Source organism: Reyranella sp. (genome assembly GCF_965229815.1).
Lineage (GTDB): Bacteria > Pseudomonadota > Alphaproteobacteria > Reyranellales > Reyranellaceae > Reyranella.
This window is the reverse complement of sequence record NZ_CBDDJN010000002.1, coordinates 2,021,803-2,042,610: the sequence shown is the minus strand read 5'-3', so window position 1 is coordinate 2,042,610 and position 20,808 is coordinate 2,021,803. Positions and strand designations below refer to the sequence as shown.

General features: G+C 69.8%; 21 protein-coding genes and 1 tRNA gene. 9 read left to right on the top strand and 13 right to left on the bottom strand.

What is annotated here, in order from left to right:
• Window positions 1-53 precede the first annotated feature (53 nt).
• From ACO073_RS10260 to ACO073_RS10250, 3 genes are read right to left on the bottom strand one after another with little or no spacing between them, the layout of a single operon-like run.
• Complete coding sequence (locus ACO073_RS10260; RefSeq protein ID WP_421997170.1) at window positions 54-1,091, bottom strand: extracellular solute-binding protein; 1,038 nt, start codon at window positions 1,089-1,091, stop codon at window positions 54-56.
• A 21-nt stretch (window positions 1,092-1,112) separates the two neighbouring features.
• Complete coding sequence (locus ACO073_RS10255) at window positions 1,113-1,928, bottom strand: ABC transporter permease (protein ID WP_421997169.1); 816 nt, start codon at window positions 1,926-1,928, stop codon at window positions 1,113-1,115.
• Window positions 1,925-2,806, bottom strand: a complete 882-nt coding sequence (locus ACO073_RS10250) for an ABC transporter permease (protein WP_421997167.1) — start codon at window positions 2,804-2,806, stop codon at window positions 1,925-1,927. Before ACO073_RS10250 ends, ACO073_RS10255 begins: the two co-directional genes overlap by 4 nt.
• An 84-nt stretch (window positions 2,807-2,890) precedes the next feature.
• Between ACO073_RS10250 and ACO073_RS10245 the strand changes: the two genes are divergently transcribed.
• Window positions 2,891-4,105: an MFS transporter gene (locus tag ACO073_RS10245; RefSeq protein WP_421997166.1), complete on the top strand. Its 1,215-nt coding sequence runs from the start codon at window positions 2,891-2,893 to the stop codon at window positions 4,103-4,105.
• Here ACO073_RS10245 and ACO073_RS10240 read toward each other — a convergent pair.
• Both ACO073_RS10240 and ACO073_RS10235 read right to left on the bottom strand, forming a co-directional pair.
• Window positions 4,086-4,469 carry a c-type cytochrome gene (locus ACO073_RS10240; RefSeq protein ID WP_421997164.1) on the bottom strand — a complete coding sequence of 128 codons (384 nt, stop codon included), beginning with the start codon at window positions 4,467-4,469 and terminating at the stop codon, window positions 4,086-4,088. The genes ACO073_RS10245 and ACO073_RS10240 overlap by 20 nt on opposite strands.
• Before the next feature lie 18 nt (window positions 4,470-4,487).
• Window positions 4,488-5,027, bottom strand: a complete 540-nt coding sequence (locus tag ACO073_RS10235; protein ID WP_421997162.1) for a methylated-DNA--[protein]-cysteine S-methyltransferase — start codon at window positions 5,025-5,027, stop codon at window positions 4,488-4,490.
• Window positions 5,028-5,133: 106 nt separating this feature from the next.
• Between ACO073_RS10235 and alkB the strand changes: the two genes are divergently transcribed.
• Window positions 5,134-5,769 carry a DNA oxidative demethylase AlkB gene (alkB, locus tag ACO073_RS10230; protein WP_421997161.1) on the top strand — a complete coding sequence of 212 codons (636 nt, stop codon included), beginning with the start codon at window positions 5,134-5,136 and terminating at the stop codon, window positions 5,767-5,769.
• Window positions 5,770-5,772: 3 nt separating this feature from the next.
• Here alkB and ACO073_RS10225 read toward each other — a convergent pair whose 3' ends face one another.
• Both ACO073_RS10225 and ACO073_RS10220 read right to left on the bottom strand, forming a co-directional pair.
• Window positions 5,773-6,201, bottom strand: coding sequence for a Zn-ribbon domain-containing OB-fold protein (locus tag ACO073_RS10225; protein ID WP_421997160.1), 429 nt, complete (start codon window positions 6,199-6,201; stop codon window positions 5,773-5,775).
• Window positions 6,198-7,358, bottom strand: coding sequence for a thiolase C-terminal domain-containing protein (locus ACO073_RS10220; RefSeq protein ID WP_421997158.1), 1,161 nt, complete (start codon window positions 7,356-7,358; stop codon window positions 6,198-6,200). Before ACO073_RS10220 ends, ACO073_RS10225 begins: the two co-directional genes overlap by 4 nt.
• A gap of 149 nt (window positions 7,359-7,507) precedes the next feature.
• On the opposite strand from ACO073_RS10220, the gene ACO073_RS10215 reads away from it, so the two are divergent.
• The 4 genes from ACO073_RS10215 (at window position 7,508) to ACO073_RS10200 (ending at window position 11,563) form a co-directional block, all read left to right on the top strand.
• Window positions 7,508-9,031, top strand: coding sequence for an amidase (locus tag ACO073_RS10215; RefSeq protein WP_421997157.1), 1,524 nt, complete (start codon window positions 7,508-7,510; stop codon window positions 9,029-9,031).
• A gap of 23 nt (window positions 9,032-9,054) precedes the next feature.
• Window positions 9,055-10,404, top strand: a complete 1,350-nt coding sequence (locus ACO073_RS10210; protein ID WP_421997156.1) for a tetratricopeptide repeat protein — start codon at window positions 9,055-9,057, stop codon at window positions 10,402-10,404.
• A 181-nt stretch (window positions 10,405-10,585) separates the two neighbouring features.
• The gene (locus tag ACO073_RS10205) at window positions 10,586-10,933 is read left to right on the top strand and encodes a hypothetical protein (protein ID WP_421997154.1); all 348 of its coding nucleotides are present in this window, start codon (window positions 10,586-10,588) and stop codon (window positions 10,931-10,933) included.
• A 162-nt stretch (window positions 10,934-11,095) separates the two neighbouring features.
• On the top strand, window positions 11,096-11,563 hold the full coding sequence (locus ACO073_RS10200; protein WP_421997153.1) for a thrombospondin type 3 repeat-containing protein: 468 nt from the start codon (window positions 11,096-11,098) through the stop codon (window positions 11,561-11,563).
• Window positions 11,564-11,578: 15 nt separating this feature from the next.
• On the opposite strand, the gene ACO073_RS10195 is transcribed toward ACO073_RS10200, so the two are convergent.
• Both ACO073_RS10195 and ACO073_RS10190 read right to left on the bottom strand, forming a co-directional pair.
• Window positions 11,579-12,727 carry a CaiB/BaiF CoA transferase family protein gene (locus ACO073_RS10195; RefSeq protein WP_421997151.1) on the bottom strand — a complete coding sequence of 383 codons (1,149 nt, stop codon included), beginning with the start codon at window positions 12,725-12,727 and terminating at the stop codon, window positions 11,579-11,581.
• Window position 12,728: 1 nt separating this feature from the next.
• Complete coding sequence (locus tag ACO073_RS10190; protein WP_421997150.1) at window positions 12,729-13,118, bottom strand: TlpA family protein disulfide reductase; 390 nt, start codon at window positions 13,116-13,118, stop codon at window positions 12,729-12,731.
• A gap of 20 nt (window positions 13,119-13,138) precedes the next feature.
• Between ACO073_RS10190 and prmB the strand changes: the two genes are divergently transcribed.
• The 3 genes from prmB (at window position 13,139) to ACO073_RS10175 (ending at window position 18,625) form a co-directional block, all read left to right on the top strand.
• Window positions 13,139-14,041 (top strand): 50S ribosomal protein L3 N(5)-glutamine methyltransferase, encoded by a 903-nt coding sequence (gene prmB, locus ACO073_RS10185; protein WP_421997149.1) that lies wholly within the window; start codon window positions 13,139-13,141, stop codon window positions 14,039-14,041.
• A 144-nt stretch (window positions 14,042-14,185) separates the two neighbouring features.
• Window positions 14,186-17,980 carry an autotransporter domain-containing protein gene (locus ACO073_RS10180; RefSeq protein WP_421997148.1) on the top strand — a complete coding sequence of 1,265 codons (3,795 nt, stop codon included), beginning with the start codon at window positions 14,186-14,188 and terminating at the stop codon, window positions 17,978-17,980.
• 135 nt (window positions 17,981-18,115) lie between these two features.
• Window positions 18,116-18,625 carry a DinB family protein gene (locus tag ACO073_RS10175; protein ID WP_421997147.1) on the top strand — a complete coding sequence of 170 codons (510 nt, stop codon included), beginning with the start codon at window positions 18,116-18,118 and terminating at the stop codon, window positions 18,623-18,625.
• A gap of 4 nt (window positions 18,626-18,629) precedes the next feature.
• On the opposite strand, the gene ACO073_RS10170 is transcribed toward ACO073_RS10175, so the two are convergent.
• The 4 genes from ACO073_RS10170 to ACO073_RS10155 all read right to left on the bottom strand — a co-directional run bounded on the left by ACO073_RS10170 (window position 18,630) and on the right by ACO073_RS10155 (window position 20,801).
• Window positions 18,630-19,241 (bottom strand): TPM domain-containing protein, encoded by a 612-nt coding sequence (locus tag ACO073_RS10170; protein ID WP_421997146.1) that lies wholly within the window; start codon window positions 19,239-19,241, stop codon window positions 18,630-18,632.
• Complete coding sequence (locus ACO073_RS10165; RefSeq protein WP_421997421.1) at window positions 19,241-20,020, bottom strand: TPM domain-containing protein; 780 nt, start codon at window positions 20,018-20,020, stop codon at window positions 19,241-19,243. Before ACO073_RS10165 ends, ACO073_RS10170 begins: the two co-directional genes overlap by 1 nt.
• On the bottom strand, window positions 20,017-20,616 hold the full coding sequence (locus ACO073_RS10160; RefSeq protein ID WP_421997145.1) for a LemA family protein: 600 nt from the start codon (window positions 20,614-20,616) through the stop codon (window positions 20,017-20,019). Before ACO073_RS10160 ends, ACO073_RS10165 begins: the two co-directional genes overlap by 4 nt.
• Window positions 20,617-20,725: 109 nt before the next feature.
• Window positions 20,726-20,801: transfer RNA gene (locus ACO073_RS10155), tRNA-Lys, on the bottom strand.
• Between the last annotated feature and the right edge of the window lie 7 nt (window positions 20,802-20,808).

The following is a 20,808-nucleotide window of genomic DNA, read 5'->3' as shown; positions in this document are numbered from 1 at the left end:
GACCATTCCGGATCGGGAAGGTCCCTCGGGCTTCGCCCTCGGGATGACAGTCTTCAGCCCTTCAGGATCTTGGTCACGCGCGCGTCGATGTCTTCCTTGCGCGCGTTGTACCATTTCCAGTCGGGCTGGATGAGCGTGGCGACCTTGGCCTCCGTCGTCAGCAGCTTGGCGTCGTACTTCGGTCCGAGCTTCACCTTCTTGTTCGAGGGCGAATACCAGACGCCTTCCGCCAGCAGCTTCTGCACGTCGGGCCGCAGCATGTAGTCGATGTAGGCGAAGGCCAGCTCCTTGACCTTGGAGCCCGGCGTCACGTTCAGCACCTGCTCCAGCGCCAGCACGCCCTCGGACGGGCTGGCGAAGTCGACCGGCTGGTTCTGGCCGTCGTAGCGATAGACGCCCGAATCGTGGATGACGCCCTCGATGACCTCGCCCGACAGCAGCATCTTCTCCATCTGGCCGGTGAAATCGACCAGCTTGATGGGCTTCAGCGCCTCCAGCGCCTTGTAGGCGGCGTCGAGGTCCTGCAGGCCCTTGCCGTAGACCTTGCCCAGCATCATCAGGTGGCACTGGCCGAGGCTGTTCACCGGGATGATGTAGCCGCCGCGCACGCCGGCCAGCTTGGCGTCGGCCAGGTCCTTCCACGAGGTCGGCTTGCTGAGCCCCTTGTCGGTCCGGTAGCCGAGGCCGATGGCGCTGGTGAAGATCGACACGCCGACGATCTTGTCGCTCACCGCATAGGGATAGACGTCGGCGACGTTGGGCACTTCCTTGACGGTGATCTTGGGCATCACCAGCCCCTCGACGACGCAGTTCCACTGCTCGTTCGAGTTGGTGTGCAGGACGTCGTAGAGCGGGTCGTTCTTGGGGCTGGCCTGCAGCTTGGGAACGAACGGGAAGGCCTGGTCGGCCTGGACCGTGCACTTGAATTCCTTCTCGAAGGCCGGCAGCACCGTGCCCTTCATGATCTCGCCCCACTTGCCGCCCCAGGTCGTGATCTTGAGCGTCTTGGTCTGGGCGTGGAGAATCGCGGGCGCGGCGAGCATCGTGGCGGCGCCGGCCCCCACCCGCAGGACTGTACGACGTGAAACCATGGCAACCCCTCCTGTCTTCCCTCAGAGCTTGACGTAGGCCTTCAGCCCGATCAGCCGTTCGAGCACCAGCACGACGGTGAGCGCGAGCAAGATCGAGACCATCGACGCCGCCGCGATGGCGCCGTCGAGGTCGAATTTCATGTAGTTGAACAGCACGACCGGCAGGGTCTCGCCCTTCGGGACGACCAGGAACAGCGACACCGGAAACTGGTCGAAGGAGACGATGAAGGCGAAGACGCCGCCGGCGAACACGCCGGGCCGTATGAGCGGCAGCGTGACCTCGAAGAACACGCGGACCGGGCTGGCCCCCAGGACGGACGCGGCTTCCTCGATGCGGCGGTCGAAATTGTACAGGACCGCCAGCGTCGTCCGGATGACGTAGGGCACCGCCACCAGCGTATGGGCGAGGATCAGGCCCCAGATCGGCCGTCCGACGCCCGCCAGCAGGTACGACTGGAACAGGGCGAGGCCGGTCAGGATCGCCGGCAGCATCAGCGGCGACATGAAGAAGGCCGTCAGCGCCGACCGCCCCGGCAGGTTGCCGCGCGCCAGCGCGAGCGCGCAGGCGCCGCCCACCAGGACCGACAGGACGAGCACGCAGCACGCCACCCACAGCGACAGGACGAGCGCGTCCATGAACTCGGAATTGCCGAAGAACTTCTCGAACCAGCGCAGGCTCACCCCGACCGGCGGGAAGGAGATGTAGGGCGTCGGATTGAGCGCGAAGATCAGGATGATGGCGATCGGCGCCAGCAGGAAGGCCAGCAGCAGCCCGTTCAGCGCCAGGTAGGCGGCCCGGCCGGGGTCGAACGGCCGGCGGTTCGGGGGCGCGCTCATGCCAGGCCCTGCTCGCCCGACAGGCGGGCGAGGATCCGGTTGTAGGCGATCACGATGATCAGCGACACCAAGAGCAGGATGACGCCCAGCGCGCCCGCGAAGTTGGGATTGAAGCTGGTGCCGACCTGCTGCGCGATCAGCATCGGCAGGGTCAGCACGTCGGTGCCGCCCATCAGCGAGGGCGTGACGTAGGCGCTGATCGACAGGGCGAAGACCAGCAGCGACCCGGCGAGGATGCCCGGCAGGCTGAGCGGCAGCGTCACCTCGAGGAAGGCGCGGAACCGGCCGGCGCCCAGGCTGCGCGCGGCCTGCTCCAGCCGCTCGTCGATGCGCCCGATCACGCCGGTCAGCGTCAGCACCATGAAGGGCACGTAGATGTGCACGAGGGCCACCACCGTGCCGAACTCGTTGTACATCAGGGGCAGCGGCTTCTCGATCACGCCCCACTGGATCAGCAGCGTGTTGATGACGCCCTTGTCCTGCAGGATGGTCATCCAGGCGAAGGTGCGCACCACGATGCCGGTCAGCATGGGCGCGATCACCGCCATCAGCACCAGGGCATGGCCCAGCCGCGAGTGCATGCGCGCCATCCAGTGGGCCAGCGGGTAGCCGATCAGCAGCGCCACGACGGTGGTGACCAGCCCGATGCGCAGCGTCGACCAGAGCGCATCGTGGAAGATGCCGGCATTGTCGAGGATGAAGCGCTCGTAGTGCCGCGTCGTCAGGTAGGCGTTGGGATTGTTCGCGGGATTGCCCGAGTAGAACGACATCGCGGCCATGACGCCGAACGGCAGCACGAAGAACAGCACGAACAGCAGGACGGCCGGCGCCAGCAGCCAGGCGATCGGCGAGGGTCTGGGGGTGGCGGCGGAAGCCATGTCGCGGGCCATCGTGGCCGAACGCGATGCTTCGGTCCACGCCGAAGGACAGTGTCGACCGACCCGTGTTACGGCTCTGCCGACATGGCATCGAAATTGCCGCTCCTCCTCCTGCTGATCGCCGTCACCTGCCTCAGCCAGTTCTATCGCGTCTCCAACAGCGTGATCGCGCCGGAACTGACGCGCGACCTCGGCCTCAGCGCGCGCGAGCTCGGCTGGGCCGGCAGCGCCTTCTTCTTCGCCCTGTTCGCCGTCCAGGTGCCGGTCGGGATGTGGTTCGACCGCTACGGTGCGCGGCGCACGGTGGCGGCGCTGTCGCTCGTGGCGATGCTGGGCGCCCTGTGGATCGCCACCGCCCGCGACGCCGCCGGCCTGATCGGCGGCCGCGCCGTGGTCGGGGTCGGCTGCGCCGCCTCGTTCATGTCGGTGGTCTTCCTGTGCTCGCGCTGGTTCGAGCCGGCCCGGCTCGCCACCGCGCTCTCCTGGGTGTTCGCCGCCTCCAACATCGGCACGCTGGCCGCCGCTACGCCGCTCGCCTGGATCGCCGCCACGATCGGCTGGCGCAACGGCTTCGTCGGGCTCGCCGCCGTCACCGTCGTCGTGGCCGTTTCCTTCTTCGCCGTCGTGCGCGACCGTCCGCCCGACCGGCCCGCGCCGCCGGCGCGCCGCGAGAACCTGCGCGAAGTCGCCGCCGGCCTGGTCGAGGTCTGGACCACCCCCGGCCTCGGGCCGGTGCTCGCCATGCACTTCTTCGCCTACGCCACCATGCTGACCGTGCTGGGCGTCTGGGGCGGCCCCTATCTCTACGCCGTCCACGGGCTCGATGCGGTCCAGCGCGGCAACGTGCTGCTGGCCATGGGGCTGGCGCAGATCGCCGGCATCCTGGCCTACGGGCCGATGGACCGGCTGCTGCGGTCGCGCAAGAAGGTCGTCCTGGGCGGGGCGATGCTCTCGATGTCGCTGCTCGCCGCGCTGGCGCTGTGGCCGCATCCGCCGCTGGCCGTCGCCATCGTGCTGCTGACGGCCCTCTGCTTCTTCGCCGCCTTCGGCACCGTGATCGTGGCGCAGGGCCGCGCGCTCTTTCCCGACCGGCTGGCCGGCCGCGGAGTCACCACCGTCAACATGGCGCAGTGCCTGGGCCTCACCGTCCTGCCGGCGATGGTCGGCTACATCGTCGAGGCCTATGGCGGCACGGACCTCGCCTACCGGCTGGCCTTCGGCGCCCTGGCGGCGGGCCTCGTCCTGGGCGCGAGCGTCTATGTCCGCTCGCGCGACAGCGCTACTGCGTTGCCTGCTTGAGGTAGGCCACCAGGTCGGGAGTCTGGGCCGGCGGGCGCACGCCGGCGAACACCATCTTGGTGCCCGGCACCTTGCCCTTGGGATTGCGGCTGTACTCCGCGACCGTCTCCTCGTCCCAGACGATGCCCGACTTGATCATCGCCTCGGAAAATTCGTAGCCCTCGGCCGTGCCGGCCTTGCGGCCGAACAGGCCGTGCAGGTTGGGACCGGCCGGGCTCGCGCCGCCCTTCTCCAGCGTGTGGCAGGCGCGACATTGCTGGTTGAACAGGCGCTGGCCCCGGGCGGTGTCGGGCGACTGGGCAGCGGCCTGCCCGGCGATTCCGACCGTCACCGCAACGACGACGACACCTGCCCAACTCTTCATCACGCGTCTCCGATCTGGCTAGAAGGCTGCCGTGCCATGTGGGACGGCGGCGACGGGCCGCAAGAGACGGGCGCTGTGTTCTCTCGCCAGCAGCTCGCGCTTGCGCCGCACGCCCCATCGATAGCCCGAGATCGAGCCGTCCTTCTTCACGATGCGGTGACAGGGAACGACCACCGCCAGGGTGTTGGCGGCGCAGGCCTCGCCGACCTCGCGCGCCTGGCGGGGAACGCCGAGGCGGGCCGCGATCTCGCCGTAGGTCGCGGTCGTGCCCGCCGGCACGTCGCGCAGGGCCTGCCAGACCCGGCGCTCGAAGTCGCTGCCCTGCAGGTCGAGCGGCAACCGGCAGGTCCCGCCTGATCCGTCGATCAGGGAGCCCAGCTCGGCGATCGCCTCGCGAAGGCCGTCGGCATCCTCGACCAGCTCGGCGCCGGGGAAACGGGCGGCGAGCGTGGCGCGGTCCGCATCGAAGGCCAGGAAGGCCAGGCCGCGACCGGACACGGCCGCGAGGAAGGGACCGAGGGAACTGCCGCCCCCGCCGTATCGGATCGTCTGGGTCATTGCCGTCTCCTTGGTGGATCGATGGCATACCCTAGCGACCCGCCCGGTTGCCGGCGTTCCGGTAGCGGATTGGAATTCGGGGCGTGGCGGCCATATTGAAGGCGCGATGCTCGACCTTTTCCCGCCGGAAGGCCGCCAGGAGATCGGCGAGGGCGCCGTGCTCCTGCACGGCCGCGCCCTGGCCCACCAGCATGCGCTGCTGGCCGCGATCGAGACGATCGCCGCCCGCTCCCCGTTCCGCCGGATGGTGACGCCGGGCGGCTTCCAGATGTCGGTGGCGATGACGAACTGCGGCCGCGTCGGCTGGGTCACCGACCGGTCGGGCTATCGCTACGACCCGAACGACCCGGAGACCGGCACGCCGTGGCCCGACATGCCGGAGGTCTTCGCCACGCTGGCGCGCGAGGCCGCGCGCGAGGCGGGGTTCGACGGCTTCGCGCCCGAGGCCTGCCTGGTCAATCGCTACGAGCCGGGCACCCGCCTGTCGCTGCACCAGGACAAGGACGAGCGCAACTACGCCCATCCCGTCGTGTCGGTGTCGCTCGGCCTTCCGGCCACCTTCCAGTTCGGCGGACTGAAGCGCTCCGACCGGCCGACGAAGGTGCCGCTGCAGCACGGCGACGTCGTCGTCTGGGGCGGCCCCTCGCGCCTCGCCTTCCATGGCGTGGCGGCGCTCAAGGACGGCGAGCATCCGCTGACCGGACGCCGCCGCTACAACCTCACCTTCCGGAAGGCGCTGTGAGCGTCATTCGGCGGTGAAGAACGGCAGGGTCGCCTCTTGCGTGACCGGCTCGAAGCCCAGCTTCACGCGCTTGCCGATCGCGAGGTCGGACTCGGCCACGCCGTGCAACGGCGCGTTCACGCGCACGCCGGCGTCCATGTCGACCAGCGCCACGATGTAGGGCGCCGAGGCCTTGAAGAAGAAGTTGAACGGATGGTGGCAGACCGTCCAGGCGTGGATCTTCCCGCCGGTCGGCGCCTCCTTGAAGCTGCTCTCCATCGAGAAGCAGTGCGGGCAGACCGGCCGCGGATAGTGCCGGATCTTGTCGCACCGGGCGCAGTGCTGGAGCATCAGCCGGCCCTCGCGCAGCCCGTCCCAGTAGGGCTGGCTCTCGCGCGTCGGTGTCGGCAGCGGCCGCTCGGGTGCCGGCGGCGGGGCGACGGAAGCGCTCATGCCGCCCTCCGCAGGATGGCGATCGAGCCGTCGCCCATGTCGCCGTAGCCGGTGACGAGGCCGACCTCCGCATCCTTCACCTGCGCCTTGCCCGCCGACCGGCGCAGCTGGCGCGTCAGCTCGATCACGTGATTGAGGCCCACGACGTGGCCCTGGCTCAGCAGGCCGCCATGGGTGTTGATGGGCAGGTCGCCGCCGAGGCGGATGCGGCCGTCCATGACGAACGGCCCACCCTCTCCCTTCTTGCAGAAGCCCAGCAGCTCGAGCTGGTTGATCACCGTGAAGGTGAAGCAGTCGTAGATCTCGGCGACATCGATGTCCTTCGGCCCGACGCCTGCCATGGCCCAGGCGCGCGGCGCGGCACGGGCGAGGCCGAACTCCAGCAGGTCGGGACGCTGGGCGATCGAGGCCGGCGATTCGGGATGGCCCTCGGCCACGCCCATCACGGTGACCAGCGGCTGCCTGAGATCGCGGGCCCGGTCGGCGGCGCTCACGATGATGGCGGCGCCGCCGTCGCTCTCGAGGCTGCAGTCGAACAGCCGGAAGGGATCGGCGATCAGGCGCGAGGCGTGGTGCTCCTCGACGGTGAGCGGCTTGTTCATCACCACGTTGCCGTTGAGGATCGCATGCTCGCGCGTCACCACGGCGACCTCGGCGAAGTGCCGGGAGGTGGTCCCGTAGAGCTCCATGTGCCGGCGGGCGCCCTGGGCGTAGAGCTGCGCCGGCGCGAACATGCCGATCGGCGCTTCGAATTCCGCCGCCAGCGCGAACTGCGGGAACTGCTGCAGGCGGGTGCTGACGCGCGCGCCGGAATAGCCGGTTCGGCCGACCGAGATCAGGACGTTGCGGCAGACGCCGGTCGCCACCGCCATCGCCGCCGTCTGGATCGCCGCAACGCAGGTGGCGCCACCCATCGGCACGAAGACCGACAATGCGAGATCGGGCAGGCCGAGATTGGCGATGAAGTCCTCGGCGATCCCGGCGCCCGGGAAGTACGGCACCACGCCGTCGATGTCGCGCGGGTCGAGGCCCGCGTCGGCGATCGCGGCAAGGCTGGCCTCGAGCTGCAGGGCCAGGCCGCTCTTGGCCGTGCCGCGCGTATAGGCGGTCTCGCCGATGCCGCTGATCGCGGCCTTCTCTCGCAGCGCATGCGCCATGTCGTTTCCTCCTGCCGCCATCGTGCCCTTCCGCCGGCCAAACGGAAAGGGCGGAGCCGCGTCGATGGCGCACGGCACGCCGGCGGTGGGCGGGACAATACCCGCCGGGCGAAATGTGCTCTAAGCTTCCCGCCCACCTCGGGGGAAGAATGTCGAAAGAAGAACTCGTCTCGCTCAGCGCCGTCGAACTGCGCCGCCGCATCGGCACCAAGGAAATTTCGCCGGTCGAATTGCTGGAAGCCTGCCTCGACCGCATCGATGCGGTGAATCCGGCCGTCAACGCCGTGACGGCGATGTCGGTGAAGCGCGCGCGACAGGAAGCCAAGGCCGCGGAGACCGCGGTGCGCCGCGGCGAGGACCTGCCGCTGCTGCACGGCCTGCCGACCGGCATCAAGGACCTCGAGGAGACCAAGGACCTCCTCACCACCTACGGCTCGCCGCTCTATCGCGACTACGTGCCGACCTACGACAACGTCATGGTCGGGCGCGTTCGCGCCGCGGGCGCCGTCGTCGTCGGCAAGACCAACGTCCCCGAGTTCGGCGCCGGCTCCAACAGCCGCAACCCGGTCTGGGGCGCCACCGGCAATCCGTTCAACCCCTCGCTCAACCCCGGCGGCTCGTCGGGCGGCTCGGCAGTGGCGCTGGCCACCGACATGCTTCCCGTCTGCACCGGGTCCGACACCGGCGGCAGCCTGCGCAATCCCGCGGCATTCTGCGGCATCGTGGGCTTCCGGCCCTCGCCCGGCATGGTCGCCGTCGAACGCCGCGCGATGGGCTGGACGCCGATCTCGGTGCTGGGCCCGATGGGCCGCTCCGTGGCCGATACCTGCCTGCTCTACGCCACGCAGGTCGGCCAGCACGATTCCGATCCGCTCTCCTTCCCGCTCGAGCCCGACGCCTATGCCGAGCCCTGGCCGGTCGATCTCGGCAGCCTGCGCGTCGCCTACACGGAGGATTTCGGCGGCGCACCGGTCGAGAAGGGCATTCGCGAAACCTTCCGCTCGCGCATCAAGGCGATGAAGCCGCTGTTCCGCAGCCTCGACAAGGTCGAGGTCGACTATGGCGGAGCGGACCGGTGCTTCGACGTCATCCGTGCGGTCAGCTTCCTGTCGCGCTACCAGGAGGCCTACACCAAGAATCGCGAGATGCTCGGGCCCAACATCGTGGCCAACTACGAGATCGGCGCCAAGCTCTCGCTCGCCGACTTCGCCTGGGCCCATGGCGAGCAGACGCGGATCTTCCGCGCCTTCCAGGAGATCTACAAGGACTACGACTTGGTGATCGGTCCCACCGTCGGGTTCACGCCCTTCCCGTGGAAGCAGCTCTACATCGACGAGATGGATGGCAAGAAGCTGCGCAACTACTACCACTGGATGGCGACGAAGTACTTCGTCACCCTGACCTCGAACCCGGCCGTGTCGCTGCCCTGCGGCCTCGACCACAGGAAGATGCCGTTCGGCCTGCAGGTGATCGGCCGCTTCCGCGGCGACGGCGAGGTGCTGGGGGCCGCGCATGCGATGGAACAGGCCTTCAAGGCGATCCCCGGCCTCGCCCGGCCGCTGCCGGACATCGCCAAGCTGCGCAAGGCCCGGCCCGACCTGAAGTCGATCGTCACGCATCCGCCCAAGCTCAACGCCAAGCCGACGCGCGGGCCCGCCCCGGGAGCGCTCTGACCCCACCTCTCGAGGAGAGGATCATGCACAAGGATCTGCACGGCCTCACCCTTTCGACCGATTCCGGCACGGCCGTAGACGCCTACGACCGTGCCGTGATGGCCTATCTCAAGTACCGGACCGACGCCGCCCGCCATCTGGCGGCGGCGCTCAAGGCCGACGGCAATTTCGCCATGGCCCACGTGCTGCGCGGCTACTTCGCGATGCTGTCCTACAATCGGGCCAACGTGGGAGCTGCGGCCGAGGCGCTGGCCGAGGCGCGCAGCCATTCGCGGCGCACGACGACCCGAGAGGCCGCCCATGTCGAGGCGCTGTCGCGCTGGGTCGACGGCGACCTCGACCGCATGCTCGACCTCTGGGAGACGATCTGCGCCGAGCATCCGCACGACGTGCTGGCTTTCCGCCTGCACCACTTCAACGCCTTCTGGCTGGGCCGGCCGGCGGCCATGCAGGCGGCGGTCGAGCGGGTCTTCCCGCACTGGAGCGACGAGCTCGCCGGCTGGGGCATGGTGCTGGCCTGTCGCGCCTTCGCCCACGAGGAGGCGGGCAACTACACGCTGGCGGAGGGGGCGGGACGGCTCGCCATCGAGGTCGACCCCGGCGACCTGTGGGCTGCCCACGCCGTCGCCCATGTGCTCGAGATGCAGGGCCGCCGGGTCGAAGGCATCGACTGGCTGAAGCGGCTGGAACCGAAATGGGGCGGCGCCAACAACCTCAAGCACCACCTGTTCTGGCATCGCGCCATGTTCCACCTGGAGCGGCGCGAGTTCGACGACGTCCTATCGCTCTACGACCACGGCTTCCGCGACCTCGGCTCGCCGCTCACCCAGGCGATGCCGGACATGTACATCGACGTCCAGAACGCCATCTCCATGCTCTTCCGCCTGCAGCGCCAGGGAGTCGATGTCGGCGACCGCTGGGTCGAGCTGGCCGACAAGGCCGAGGCGCGCATCGGCGACTGCCTCTCGGCCTTCACGCTGCCGCACTGGATGATGGCGCTGATGGCGACCGGTCGCGAGGCGGCGGGCGAGCGCCTGCTCGAGGCGATGCGCGCCTTCGCGCGCGGCAACGGCACCGTCGAGCGCCTCGTCGGCAAGGTCGCGCTGCCGGTCTGCGAGGCCGTCCAGGCGCATGGCCAGGGCCGGCATGCCGACGCGCTCCGCACGATGCGCCCCGTGATCGGCGAGATGTTCCGCCTGGGCGGCAGCCACGCCCAGCAGGACGTGCTGGAGCAGGTCTTCCTCGACTCCGCCCTCAGGGCCGAGAGCGGCGACGATGTCCGCCTGGTGCTGGAGCGGGTGGCGGGGCGTCACCCTGTGCCGCCGTCGCGCCGCGTCGGATACGCCACGGCCGCGGCACGCCACAGCTTCTAGGCCTGTCGAACACACATTGTCGGTCGGGACGACGAGGAGATCGAAGCGCGCGAAACGCCTCGGGCAGCGCAGCGGTTGCCGCGCCTCCGCCGCGATTTTTCCTCGCGCCCCGCGACACCGAAGGCGACCCAGCCCGTTAGGTCAGCACGCCCGATGTGGGCACACCCTTGAGGAGGATGACATGCTGAACGTGAAGTGGCTGGTTGCCGCCGCCTTCGTCGCCTCGACGACGGCAGCCTGCACGGGCGAGACCGGTTATCCCGGGACCTATGGCTATCCCAGCACGGCCTACAACAGCGGCTACTACAACAACGGGCGCTACGTTGCGCCGGCCAACACGGCGTACTACACGACGGGCAGCAGCTACGCCTACAACCGCTCTCCGAACGCCAGCTACTACGACAGCTACAATGCCCCGCAGCGGACCTCCCGCTACGGCGCGCGCGGCGACTACGACCGCGACGGTGTTCCCAACCGCTACGATCGTGACGCCAACGGCGACGGCGTCTCGGATCGCTACCAGCGCTAGCGGCTTTTCGATTGCATCAGAGAACGGCTCCCGGCCTCGGTCGGGAGCCGTTTTTCGTGCCCTCGTTTCACCGCCATCACGCCGCGGCGCCGCCCGAAGCCACATCGTATCCGCATGCGGAAGGAACCTTCGAAACATCCCCTTCCTTGTGGAAGAATGGCAATGCGCAAAGTCAAAGGGTTGGCGGCGCTGGGCGTGCTCGCGTCGGGAGCCGGGTGCGTCGAGATGACTGGCTATCCGGGCACCTCGTACGGCGCGTATCCGGGCTACGGTCAGAACTACGGCTCTTCGAACGGCTACTACGGCCAGCCCGGCTACGGCTCGACCGGCGGCGTGCTCGGCAACCTGTTCGGCTCGCCGGGCTACGCCCAACCGGCGCCCATCCAGTACGCGCAGCCGGCGCCGGTGCAATACGTGCCGGTTCCAGTGGCGTCGCCACAGCAGGCCCCGTCTCGATACTACGGCAGTTCGTACAGAACCCAGCAGGCGCAGCAGCGGCGCGCAGCCTGGGGCCGCCGCGACGGCGACGGCGACGGCATCCCCAACCGCTACGACAAGGACCGCAACAACGACGGCATTCCCGACCGCCAGCAGCGTCGCAGCCGCTCCGGATGGGGACAGCCGGGGTAGACGCGCGCCGTCGCGTCAGTCGGCCTTGCGCCCGATCTCCCGATCGTGCTGGCCGAGGGTCGGCGCCGGGCGCCGCACGGCGCCCGGCGTCGCCGACAGCTTCAGGGGCACGCCGAGCGTCCGCTGCCGGCCGGCCCTGGCGTGCTCGACTTCCACCACCATGTCGCGTGCCCGGATCTGCGGATCGGCAAAGACCTCGTCGTGATGCAGGACGGGGCCGGCCGGAATGCCTTCCGCCTCCAGCGCCGCCATCCAGTCGGCGGTGGAGCGCTTGCGCACCTCGGCCTGGAGCAGATCGACCAGCACCTCGTTGTTGCGCACCCGGTCGGCATTGGCCTTGAAGCGCGGATCGTCGGCCAGCTCGGGCTTGCCGATCATGGCGCAGAGCTTGCGAAAGAAGTTCTGCTGGGCGCCGCCGATGGTGAGCCAGCCATCTTCCGTCTGGAACACCTGGTAGGGCGAGGAGCCGCGATGGGCCTGGCCGAGCTTCTCGGGCCGCTCGCCGGTCGCAAAGTAGTTGGCCGCTTCGTAGACGCCGAGCGAGACCGTCGCCTCGAGCAGCGAGGTCTCGACCCACTGCCCCTCGCCCGTCTGCTCGCGGGCGCGCAGCGCGGCCAGCACGCCGATCGTGAGATAGAGGCCGGCGCCGACGTCGGAGACGGCCAGCGGGATGCGGTACGGCGGACCGTCCTTTGGGCCGGTGACCGACATCAGGCCCGACATGGCCTGCACCATGAGGTCGAAGCCGCCCCGCCCGGCATAGGGCCCGGTCTGGCCGAAGCCGGAGATGGAGCCCAGCACCAGCCGCGGATTGCGCGCATGCAGCGCCTCCCAGCCGAGGCCCAGCCGCTTCATCACGCCGGGACGGAAGTTCTCGAGCACGACGTCGGCCCCGTCGACCAGCTCCCAGAAGCGGGCCACGTCGTCGGCATTCTTGAGGTCGAGCTGGATGCCACGCTTGTTGCGGTTCCACAGCATGAAGGGCGCGCCCTCGCCGCCGACGAAGGGCGGCGCGCCCCGCATCGGATCGCCCTGGGGGCTTTCGATCTTGATGACGTCGGCGCCGAGGTCGCCCAGCTGCATGCCGCAGAACGGCCCGGACAGATGGGTCGTGAGGTCGAGAACCACGATGCCGTCGAGGGCGCCGGCGGCCAGTCCTGCCATGTCATTCTCCCAGAAGGTTCTTGAGCTCGGTGACGATCGCCGTCCATTTCGACGAGCCGAACTCGTTGGCGACGACCCGCCCGTCCTTGACGATCAGGAAGCGCGGCGTGCCGCCCCTGCGCGGCAGCTGGTCGAGGATCGGCCGGAGATCGCCCGGCCAGTAGCGCTCCTGATAGGCTTCCCTGAGCTTCGGCGCCTCGACCTCGATCCACGCGACCCGCCGGTACTCGGGCGAGGCGAGCCAATCGGGCAGGCTGGCCTGCTTCCAGCGCCGGCAGGGCGGGCAGTCGAGGCCTCCGATGTAGACGACCTTGAGGTCCTGCAGGGCTTGCGCGGCGCCGGGCAGCAGGACGGCGGGCGCCACCGCGAAAAGCAAGGCACGGCGTTTCATGTCGGGTAATGTAGGCCCGCATGGCGCGCGCCAACAAACCCTCCGTCGAGACGCTGGGCGACATCTTCCGGCTCGCGGTCCGTCGCTTCCGCGCCGCCCGGCTGGTCTACGGCCACGGCACGACGAACGCCCATGACGAAGCCGCGTTCCTGGTGCTGGAGGCGCTGCATCTGCCGATCGACCGGCTGGAACCCTATCTCGACCTGCGCCCGACGGCAGCCGAACGGGCCCGCCTGCTGACGCTGATCGAGGCGCGAATCGAGCTCCGGCTGCCGGCGCCCTACCTGGTGGGCGCGGCCTACATGCACGGGATCCGCTTCCATGCCGACCGCCGGGCACTGATCCCGCGATCGTTCATCGGCGACATGCTCGCCGACGGCGTCCTGCCGATCGGCGATCCCCGAAAGGTGGGGCGCATCCTCGATCTTTGCACAGGCTCCGGTTGCCTGGCGGTGCTGGCGGCGCTCGCCTTCCCCCACGCCCGGATCGACGCGACCGACCTGTCGGCCGGTGCCCTGACGCTGGCCCGGCGCAACGTGGCGAGCCACCGGCTCGGCGACCGCATCGACCTTCACCGCGGCAACCTGTTCGCCCCGTTGGCCGGGCAGCGCTATGAGCTCATCCTCACCAACCCGCCCTATGTCGACGCGCGGGCGATGCGGCGGCTGCCGCCGGAATACCGGCACGAGCCGCGGATGGCGCTGGCGGCGGGCGACGACGGCCTCGACCTGGTGCGCCGCATCCTGGCCGAAGCGCCCCACCACCTGACCCGCGACGGGGCCCTGATCTGCGAGATCGGCCGCGGCCGCGACCGGCTCCTCGACGCCTACCCGCGCCTGCCCTTCCTGTGGCTCGACACCGAGCAGAGCGAAGGCGAGGTCTTCTGGATCACCAGGACGGACCTGCTCGCGGCACAGGATTAGAGGTCGAGCGTCGTTGCCGCGTTGGCCATCCGATCAATTTGCACTCTGCGGTCCCGGCTCTGCACTTTGCCGCGACGCGCGCTTGCGTCGGACTCGACCGGCGGCCAGACTCCGCGGCGAGTCGGGGAGAGGCTCGGGGGAAACGTGACGTCCATTTTCCAGAACGCCGCACGGTGCTGGATGCGGCGGCTGGTCGTAGCGACGGGCCTGCTCCTGACCGTTCTTGCGGGAGCGGCGGAGGCCGACTGCCTGCAATCCGGCACGACCGTCACCTGCTCGGGCGCCTCGCCGGGCGGCTTCGATGCCGGCGTCCAGGACGGATTGACCGTGAACGTCCTGCCGGGAGCCACGGTGGGCAGCGGCCTGATGCTCAACAGCGGCAACAGCGTGAGCAACAGCGGCGCCATCGCGGTCGGCGATTTCGGCTCCGGCCTCCTGGGAAGCATCAACAACCAGGTCACGAGCAGCGGCACGATCCAGGGCGGCGACGGTGCGGTGGGCATCTTCGTCGACAGCGGATCGAGCGTCACGCACAGCGGCACGATGACGATGGGCAATGGCGCCGAGGGCATCATCGTGACGGGGACCGGTTCGATCCTCAACACAGGCACGCTGCGCGGTGGCGACAGTTCCGTCGGACTGACCGCGCTCAACGTCACCAATGCCGCCTCCGGCACCATCGTGATGGGCGACGGCGGCATCGGCATCGACGGCGAAGGCAACGGCGGCCGGCTGGTCAACAGCGGGTCGATCACGGTGGGCGAAGGCGCCTTTGGCATCCTCAGCACCGACAGCGCCGTCACCGTCATCAACAACGGGACGATCGCGTTCGGAAGCTGCGCCACCGGCGTCTTGGCGACAGGCACCGGCAGCGCGGTGACCAACAACGGCACCATCGCCGGCCGGGGCTGCGCGTTCGGGGTCGGCATCGAGACCGGCGACGGCAGCACCGTCACCAACAACGGCGTCATCTCCGTCGATGCGATGAGCGCCGGCGTCTTCGCGGGCAGAAGTTCGGCGATCGCCAATGCGGGGCGCATCGTCACCGGCCAGGAGGCTGTCGGACTCTACGCCAACAGCGACAGCGTCCTGCGCAACAGCGGGACGATCGTCGTCCAGAACGGGTTCATCGCCGGCGCCGGCATGCTGGGCGACGGCAACCGCATGACCCTGGTCAACACGGGCACGATCATCGGCGGCGCCGCCCTTCCCGCCATGATCGTGACGGGCCGCGACAGCACGCTCACCAACAGCGGCACGATCTCGGTCGGCACGTTCGGCGGCGGCATGGTCGGCCAGGGCCGGCGGAACGTCTTCGTGAACGCCGGATCCATCGCCGTCGGGCGGGAAGGCCTGGGAATCGACGCCCAGGGCGCCGATTCGTCCATCACCAACAGCGGAACGATCACCGGGGGCGCCGCCAGCTTCGGCATCCAGGCCAGAAGCTCGAGCGCGGTGCTCAACACCGGCAGCATCGCGGTGGGTACCGGGGGCATCGGCATCAGCGGCAACGCCGCCACGACGGTCGGCAACAGCGGCAGCGTCGTGGCCGGCGAGAACGGCGTGGGCATCCGCAGCGGCGGCAACATCACAAACAGCGGTACCATCGTGGTCGGCAGCTCGGGAACCTTCGGGACGGGCGGGATGCTCGCCGTCGGCGACTCGCTCATCCTCACCAACACCGGCACGATCGGCGGCGGCACCTTCACGCCCGCGATCTTCGCCCTCGGCACCGGCGTCACCCTGGCCAACAGCGGCACGATCACCGTCGGCACCAGCGGCGGCGGGCTGGTGCTGCGGGGCGTCAACGGCCACCTGACCAACGGCGGCACCATCAACGTCGGCAACGGCGGCATCGGCATCGACGCCCAGGGCATCAGCACGACCGCCCTGAACAGTGGCGCCATAAATGCCGGGAGCGGCGGCATCGGCATCCAGGCCGTCGGCTCCAGCGTCGTCGGCAATTCCGGATCGATCTCGGTCGGCGCCGGCGGCACCGGAATCAGCGGCGCCGGCAGCACGATCATCGGCAGCAGCGGCAGCATCAGCGTCGGCAGCGGCGGCACCGGGATCGCGGCCCTCGGCAGCAACGTCGCCGTGACGAACAGCGGCGCGATCAGCACCTGCGGCACCGGCATCAGCGTGGCCGGCGCCGGCGCCCGTCTCGTCAATTCGGGCAGCATCTCTGCCAATGGCTGCGGGGCCACCGGCGTCCTGCTGGGGCCGGGCAGCACGCTGGCCAATTCCGGCCTGATCTCCGCCTCCACGGTGCTCGCGATGGGAAGCGGCGGCGGCGCCTCGGTCACCAACACCGGCACCCTGAACGGGCTCGTCCTGCTGTCCGGAACCGGCGGCAACACGCTCGTCAACGGCGGGACGATCGGCACGACCGCCACGCTCGCCCCCGGCGGCGCGCTCGCCCATGTCGTCGACGGCACGTTCACCCAGACCTCCGCCGCCGTGCTGGGCATCCGCGCCTCGACCAGCACCGCGCCGGGCACCTACGATACGCTGCAGGTCGCGAGCAGCGTCCCCGGCACCGGCGTGGCCAACCTCGCCGGCACGGTGCAGCTCGCCCTGCAGCCCGGCCTCTACGCCCTCGACACGACCTATGCCGGCGTCCTGACCTTCTCGAGCTCAACCGGCCGCTTCACGCTCGTCAGCGAGCCCTACACCTTCCTCAGCGCGTCGGCCGTCTACAATCCGACGAGCGTCGACATCGTCGTGTCGCGCATCCCGTTCCCGCAGATCCCCGGCGGCGGCGCCAACGCGCAGGCGGTCGCCAACGTTCTCGAGGCCAACTACTCGCCGTCGCTCACCGGACCGCTCGGCGCCTTTTACATGGACCTTCTCCTGTCGACGGCGCCGAACACGCTGTCGCAGCTGACGGGCGAGGTCGCGACCGCGCCGCAGTCCGCCTCGTTCACCGTGTTCGGCCAGTTCCTCGACACGATCTTCCAGCAGACCGGCCGTTCACGCGCGCCGGGCGGCAGCGCGGCCACCGGAAGCGCGCATCTCGCCGTGGCGGCCGCTGCCCCCTGCAACGGCGACGCCTGCCAGGGCGAGAGCTTCGCGCCCCGCTACAATGCCTGGGCGCAGGGCTTCGGCGGCTCGGGCAGCATCGACGGCAGCGCGAGCGCCGGCAGCTCGCGCATCGACATGAACGCCGGCGGCGCCGCGCTCGGCATGGACCTCGCGGTGGCACCGGGCGCTCTTCTCGGATTCACCTTGGGGACGACGTCCGCCGGCTACAACCTGACCGACCTGCTGAGCTCGGGCGGCGCGCGCTCCATCGTGGCCGGGGTCTACGGCGGCTATTCGGTGGGCCCCGCCTATGTCGATGCCGCGCTGGCCTATGCCTACAACACCTTCACCTCCAGCCGCTTCATCGGCACGGGGGCGCTCAGCGAGATCGCCAGCGCCTCCTTCGCCGGCTCGCAGTATGGCGGCCGCGTCGAAGGCGGGTGGCGGTTCGACCTGGCGGACGTGCAGGTCACGCCCTTCGCCGGGCTGACCGCGCAGGCGCTCAGCCAGTCGGCCTATACGGAGAGCTCGCGAACGGCGGGAACCGGCGCGCCGGGCCTGCTGGCGGTCAGCGTGCAGGCCCAGACGACCACCTCCATCCGCTCCGTGCTGGGCGCCCGCATCGAGGCTGCCATCACCGCCGTCGACGATGCCGTCCTGCGGCCGCATCTCCGGCTGGGCTGGGCGCACGAGTTCAACACCAGCCGCACGGCCACGGTCAGCCTCGGCACCGTGCTGCCCGGCGCGCCCTTCCAGGTGATCGGTGCCGAGCCCGCGCCGAACGCCCTGGTCGTCGGTGCCGGCTTCGACCTGGAGCTCAGCCGGTCGTTCCGCCTCTACGGCCAGTTCGACGGCGAGTTCTCCTCCAACGCCAGCGCCCTCGCCGGAACCGGCGGGCTGCGGATCGTCTGGTAGAGCGGCTTGCGATAAGTCGGCTAGCCCCGCCTTCGACATCGAGCGTTCGGCCGATTCCGACCGAACGCTCGATGCCATAAGGTTGAACGAATCAATCAATCTTGCCGGCGGCCGGCATTGCCGCACAATGCCGGCATGAAGGAGCACTATACGACCTTCGCCGGCTACAATGCCTGGGCCAACCGCCGGCTGTACGACGCGGCCCGGCAACTCCCGGACAGCGACTATCGCGCCGATCGCGGCGCCTTCTTCCGGTCGATGCACGGCACGCTCAATCACCTGCTGGTCACCGACCGCATCTGGATGAAGCGCTTCACCGGCGAGGGCGAGGCGCCCGACCGCCTCGACACCATCCTGCACGAGGAGCTCGACGCGCTCAGGACCGCGCGCGAGGCCGAGGACCGGCGCATCGTCGCCTACGCCGCGGGCCTCGACGAGGAGCGGCTGGCCGGCGTGATCCGCTATCGCCGGGTCTCCACGCCCGAGGCCTTCGTGCAGAAGCTCATGCCGGCGCTCGACCACTGGTTCAACCACCAGACCCATCATCGCGGCCAGGCGCACATGATCCTGACCAGCCTGGGCAGGACCGCTCCCGAGCTCGACCTGCTCTACTACCAGCGCGAGGCCGAGGCCGGCCGCGCCTGAAGGCTCAGATCAGGTAGATCCGGTCGGGCAGCTCGTCGCGGTCGTCGGGCGCCCGCGGGAAGTGCTCGGCCAGGACCGCGCCGCAGCGCCCGATCGCCTCCACGAAGCCTTCGCCGATGCGGCCGCCGCCCATGTGGCCGGCGAGCGCGTCGACGGCCTCCTGCCATTCGGCCGGCGCGACCCGGCTGGCGATCGCCTCGTCGGCGACGATGCGCGCATAGCGCTCGGCCAGGGACACGAAGATCAGGATGCCGGTGCGGCCGCGGGTGCGGCCGATGCCGCGGGCGACGAACTGCTCCATCGCCGCCCGGTGGGCCACGGCGCGGCGCATCGCCGGTGGGACCAGGGCGACGCGCACCCCCGGCAGGCAGAGGACCAGGCCGAGCGCCAGGAACAGCGCGAGCTGGAGCCAGAGGATGTCCTGCACCGGCAGGCGGGTCAGGCCCACCAGCAGCCACGGCAGGGCCAGCGCTGCCAGGGCGGCCACCAGGATGGCGAGCGCTGCCGGTTCCGTGGAACTGCGCGCCAGCACGCACACGATCTCGCCGGCGGTCCTGGATTCGGCCGCCCGGATGGCATCGGCGATGCGCCGGCGGTCCTCGGACGAAAGCTCCATTACCATCTCCCCGAGGCGCCGCCGCCGCCCGACGAGCCGCCGCCGCCCGAGAAGCCGCCGCCGCCCCCGCCGCCCCACGAGCTGCCGCCGCGGTGCGAGCCGGTGCCGCCGCGCGCGACCAGCATGGCGAAGAAGATCGTCCGGAACCGGCGCGACACGATCAGGAGAACGACCACGACCAGCAGCAGGACGAGACCGAACCAGTTCGTTGGCTTCTGCGCCGGCTGGTAGTCGAGCCGCAGCGACGGCCGCTTCTGCCACTCCGAGGCGTCCGTCGTCAGGACGGTGATGATGTCGTCGACGCCGCGGGTGATGCCGCCGGCGAAATCGCCGGCCTTGAAGCGCGGCGCGATGCCGTTGTTGATGATGACCGAGGCCAGCGCGTCGGTGAGCGTGCCCTCGAGCCCGTAGCCGACCTCGATGCGCACCCGGCGCTCCTTGGGGGCGACCAGCAGCAGCACGCCGTTGTTCTTGTCCTTCTCGCCAAGCTTCCAGTGGCGGAAGAGCGCGTTGGCGTAGGGCTCGATCTCCTCGCCGCCCAGCGAGCGCACGGTGGCGACGACGAGCTGGATGCCGGACTTCGCCTCGAGATCGGCCAGCTTGGGCTCGAGCGCCTGCCGCGTCTGCGCCGGGATGATGTCGGCCTGGTCGACGATGCGGCCGGTGAGCGCGGGGAAGTCGGCGGCGAGCGCGGCGACCGCGAGGCCGACCGAGACCAGCGCCGCCAGCGCGAGCCGCAGGCTCCGGACAACCGGTTGGCGCCGCGGCCGGTCGGTCAGAACTTCACCTGCGGCGGCTTCTGGGCGTCTTCGCCGGCGGTGAACTCTGCCATCGGCTTGTAGGAGCGGAAGAAGGTCGCCGCCCACAGCAGGCCGGGGAAGGTCTTGAGCTCGGTGTTGTAGACGCGGACCGCCTCGATGTAGTCGCGGCGCGCCACGGCGATGCGGTTCTCGGTGCCCTCGAGCTGCGACTGCAGGGCGAGGAAGTTCTGGTTGGACTTGAGGTCGGGATAGGCCTCGCTGACCGCGATCAGGCGGCCGAGCGCGCCGGTGAGCTGGTTCTGCGCGTCCTGGAACTGCTTGAGCTTGGCCGGGTCGGAGAGCTGCGACGCATCGACCTTGATCTGCGTCGCCTTGGCGCGCGCCTCGACCACGGCCGTCAGCACGTCCTTCTCCTGCTTGGCGTAGCCCTGAACCGTCGCGACCAGGTTGGGGATGAGGTCGGCGCGGCGCTGGTAGTTGTTCTGGACGTCGGCCCACTTGGCCTTGGCCTGCTCCTCGAGCGTCGGGATGTTGTTGTATCCGCACGACGAGAGGACGAAGAGCGCCAGCACGGCGAAGGCGGCGGCGCGGACTCGCGGCAACAGCAGGGTCATCTGGGTCCTCCCCGGTTTGCAGGCCGCACCATACAGGCTGCGCGCCGTGCGCACAGCCGCGGGAACAGCAAAAAGCCCCGCGGGGCGGGGCTGCTTGCGCTTCGGTCCATGGTGGGCGCACCAGGGCTCGAACCTGGGACCCGCTGATTAAGAGTCAGCTGCTCTACCAACTGAGCTATGCGCCCGAACTCA